The following is a 3152-nucleotide window of genomic DNA, read 5'->3' as shown; positions in this document are numbered from 1 at the left end:
CCAGCGTGCTGCCCCGGGTGCGCATCATCGAACTGGACGCCTTCGACCCCGAGGCGTTCCTGTAGCCGAACAGGACTGTGTGGCCGATAAGGGGAGGGCGATGTAGGCGGGTGACGCAACGACCGCGAAGGCCGGGACGCCGTCGAGCCCGGTCAGGAACACCCGGGAGAACTTCACCCGGCCCTCGTCGGTGACGGCGGTCAGCGCCGCGCCCATCCCGCTGGCCTCTTCGTGCGGTGCCGCGACGGTGACGTCGTGGCCGGCGTCGTGAGCGGCCCGCGCGAGCCGGTGGATCCCGGGAGCCTGTACGCCGTCATCGTTGGTCACCAGCACCCGCAGCCGAGCTCCACCCATGTCCCCTGCCCATCACCCGGTACCCGTGCCGCACGTCATTCCCCGGCGCGCGGAACGCAACCACGCGACGGCTCAGTAGCCGAAGTCCTGGGTGTAGTACGGGGTCCCGTTGGCGGTGTACGCGACGCCCACGCCGACGGTCCGCGACTTGCAGTTGAGGATGTTGGCGCGGTGGCCCGGGCTCTTCATCCAGGCGTTCACGAGGTCGGTGGCGGAGCGGTAGCCCCAGGCGATGTTCTCGCTGGACGGGCGGGCGAAGCCGGCGGCCTTGGCCCGCACGACGAACGTGGAACCGGCGCTGCCGGTGTGCGAGAAGGTGCCGGTGCGGGCCATCCACGTGCTGTGACCGACGGCAGCGGCGGTGAGCTGCGCGTTGACGGTGACGGCGGAACAGCCGGACGCGGTGCGCTGAGCATTGGTGAGGCGCACGACGTCAGCCTGCACGGTCTCGGCGCTCGCCGGGGCGGCTTCGGCCGGCGACGCGAACATCGAGACGCCGACGGCGGCGGGGGCGATGAGGGCGGCCAGGGCGAAACGGCGAAGGAGCGAGCGCAAGGAGGTTCCTCTCGGAGTACGGCGCCTGGCCGATCGCCAGGTTCACCGTTCCCTTCGGCCCTGCTCCGGGGGCTTTGATCGCAGGACGGATGCCCCTGCGTCGCCGTTCGGTTGCCGGCCTGCGCCCCGGCGCGTCAGGTCTCGTACTCGTCCGGCACGCGCATCGCGGGACCGCCGACGTGCAGGCCGAGCGGGGTCGCCCGGCCTTTCGGCTCCTCCCACGCCTCCTGCCGGCCGAGCGCGGTGAGGTCGAGGTAGTGGTAGCCGTTGTGGAAGTCCTCGATCCCCCGGCCGTACGTGGAGTAGGTGTGGAAGACCTCGTTGCCGACGCGCAGGAAGGCGCTGATGCCGGGCAGCTCCGAGCCGCGCATGCCCGGCGTCCACGGTCCGCTCGTCCAGGGGGTGCCGGCCTCGGCCAGCTCGTCCTCGGTACGGAAGTGCAGCAGCACCGGCGCGACCCGGTCGTCCAGGGTGGCGTGGAAGTCGAAGTTGAAACTGGTGCCGTACGACGAGTACCACGGGAACTGCCACCCCATCCGCTCGCGGAAGGCGGCCAGCTTGGGATAGGGGGCGCGGGACACCGCCACGAGCGTGGTGTTGCGCACGTGCAGCTGCCGCAGCCGGCCGATCCCGTCGGCGGCCGAAGAACAGCTCGCGCAGGCCTGGTCCCATTCGGGGGCGAACATGAAGTGGTGCAGCACCAGCTGTGGCCGGCCCTCGAAGAGGTCGAGCAGGCTCACCGTCCCGTCCGGGCCCTCGAAGGTGTACGGCTCGTCGACGCGGACCATCGGCAGCCGGCGGCGGGCGGTGTTGACCCGGTCCCGGGCCCCGGTGAGCTCCTTCTCCTGGGCCAGCAGCTCGCGGCGGGCGGCGAGCCACTGCTCGCGGGAGACCACCTCGGGCAGGTTCCCGGCCGGCGCGCTCATGACGCCCGCGCCGAGGGGGTGAGGCAATGGGGCAGCAACATGGGGAACTCCTGTCAGAGTGCGATCAGGTCATTTCAGGTGGTCCCGCAGGGCGGCCAGCGGGCCGTCCCAGTCACGGGCGAGGGCGCCCAGGAACTGCTGGGCCACCTTCATCGGCGCGGAGTCCACCCGGTAGCGGACCCGGCGCCGCTCGCCCCGCTCGGCCACCACCAGTCCCGCCTCGGCCAGCAGGGCGAGGTGCTTGGCGATGGCCTGGCGGGTGATCGGCAGCTGAGCGGCCAGGTCGGTGGCGGTGGCCGGCCCGCCGGTGGCGAGCGCGGCCAGGATCACCCGCCGGCTGGGGTCGGCCAGCGCGGTGAAGACCTCCTGGGCCACCAGCTCCAGGTCGGCGGGCTCAGGACCGGGCATCGAGGTACGCGACCAGCTCGCCCAGCTCGTGCGTCCAGCCCTCGGTGTTGCCCGAGTACGCGATCTTGTGCTCGCCGTCGTCCGGCAGCTGCGCGAAGCCGCTCTCGACCATCGTGAGGGTGGTGCCGTCGCCGTGCGGCTCCAGCGTGAACTCGACGTAGGTGCGCCGCGGGTCGTCGTCGGCCAGGCCGTGCACCGGCCACGTGTAGCCGAAGACCCGCGGGGGCTCGAGACGCTCGATGATGAGTACGGCGGTGTCGCCGCTGTCCCAGCTGAGCGTGGCCCGGCCACCGACGCGCAGGTCGACCTCGGCGCGGTTGCCGAACCAGGTGCCCAGCCCCTCGGCGGTGGTCAGGGCGGCCCAGACGCGCTCGGGCGGCTGGCCGAGCTGAAGGGTGCGTTCGATCCGGTCAGGGAATGTCATGGCGGTCTCCCGGTAACAGCGATTGAGTAGCAACCATTCGGTTGCCACTGAACGTATAGCAATCGATTGGTTGCGTCAACCTGTCGGGAATCTTGCCCCGCGCGGGGGGTTCCGGCCGGTGGCGACGCTCGTACGCTGGCGGCGTGGCCACCGAGGCGGCCGGCGCGGTGTGCCTGCGCTTGGCCGGAGCGTTCGCGATCCGCTGGAGCGGTGACGCCACCGACGTGCCCGTGGCCGGCAGCCGCAAGGCCCGCACGCTGCTCAAGCTGCTCGCCGTCGAGCGCGCCGGGCCGGTGCCGATGGACCGCATCGTCGACGTGCTCTGGGGCGACACGCCACCCCGCCGGGCCGCCGACAACGTCGCCACGCTGGTCAGCCGGCTGCGGTCCCGGTTCGGCCCGGAGCTCGTCACCGGCACGCGCGACGGCTACCGGCTGGGCCGCCCGCCCGCGGTGCTCGTCGACCTGGACCTGGCCGCGGCCGAC

The 3152-nt window shown here is 72.2% G+C and carries 6 protein-coding genes; 1 reads left to right on the top strand and 5 read right to left on the bottom strand.

The window, feature by feature from the left end; genetic code table 11:
• Positions 1–24 precede the first annotated feature (24 nt).
• The 5 genes from AB0C29_RS40685 to AB0C29_RS40665 form a co-directional block, all read right to left on the bottom strand.
• On the bottom strand, positions 25–354 hold the full coding sequence (locus AB0C29_RS40685) for a 5'/3'-nucleotidase SurE (protein ID WP_360832356.1): 330 nt from the start codon (positions 352–354) through the stop codon (positions 25–27).
• A 72-nt stretch (positions 355–426) separates the two neighbouring features.
• A complete protein-coding gene (locus AB0C29_RS40680; RefSeq protein WP_360832354.1) occupies positions 427–909 on the bottom strand; it encodes a CAP domain-containing protein in 483 nt (160 codons plus the stop codon).
• Between the two features lie 134 nt (positions 910–1043).
• The gene (locus AB0C29_RS40675) at positions 1044–1835 is read right to left on the bottom strand and encodes a DUF899 domain-containing protein (protein ID WP_360832351.1); all 792 of its coding nucleotides are present in this window, start codon (positions 1833–1835) and stop codon (positions 1044–1046) included.
• Between the two features lie 69 nt (positions 1836–1904).
• Positions 1905–2243, bottom strand: coding sequence for a metalloregulator ArsR/SmtB family transcription factor (locus AB0C29_RS40670; RefSeq protein WP_360832348.1), 339 nt, complete (start codon positions 2241–2243; stop codon positions 1905–1907).
• Complete coding sequence (locus AB0C29_RS40665) at positions 2230–2667, bottom strand: SRPBCC domain-containing protein (RefSeq protein ID WP_360832345.1); 438 nt, start codon at positions 2665–2667, stop codon at positions 2230–2232. Before AB0C29_RS40665 ends, AB0C29_RS40670 begins: the two co-directional genes overlap by 14 nt.
• A 143-nt stretch (positions 2668–2810) precedes the next feature.
• Between AB0C29_RS40665 and AB0C29_RS40660 the strand changes: the two genes are divergently transcribed.
• Positions 2811–3152 (top strand): winged helix-turn-helix domain-containing protein (locus tag AB0C29_RS40660; protein WP_360832342.1); only part of this gene is annotated, 342 nt, incomplete at its 3' end.

The organism is Actinoplanes sp. NPDC048791 (assembly GCF_040650095.1).
Classification (GTDB): domain Bacteria; phylum Actinomycetota; class Actinomycetes; order Mycobacteriales; family Micromonosporaceae; genus Actinoplanes.
Note: the sequence above shows the minus strand (reverse complement) of the source record. Positions and strands in the feature narration are given on the sequence as shown.

Excerpts from the sequence above, each read along its gene's own strand:
- AB0C29_RS40665 (WP_360832345.1), bottom strand. The coding sequence starts at position 2,667 with ATGACATTCCCTGACCGGATCGAACGCACCCTTCAGCTCGGCCAGCCG.
- AB0C29_RS40670 (WP_360832348.1), bottom strand. The coding sequence starts at position 2,243 with ATGCCCGGTCCTGAGCCCGCCGACCTGGAGCTGGTGGCCCAGGAGGTC.
- AB0C29_RS40675 (WP_360832351.1), bottom strand. The coding sequence starts at position 1,835 with ATGAGCGCGCCGGCCGGGAACCTGCCCGAGGTGGTCTCCCGCGAGCAG.
- AB0C29_RS40685 (WP_360832356.1), bottom strand. The coding sequence starts at position 354 with ATGGGTGGAGCTCGGCTGCGGGTGCTGGTGACCAACGATGACGGCGTA.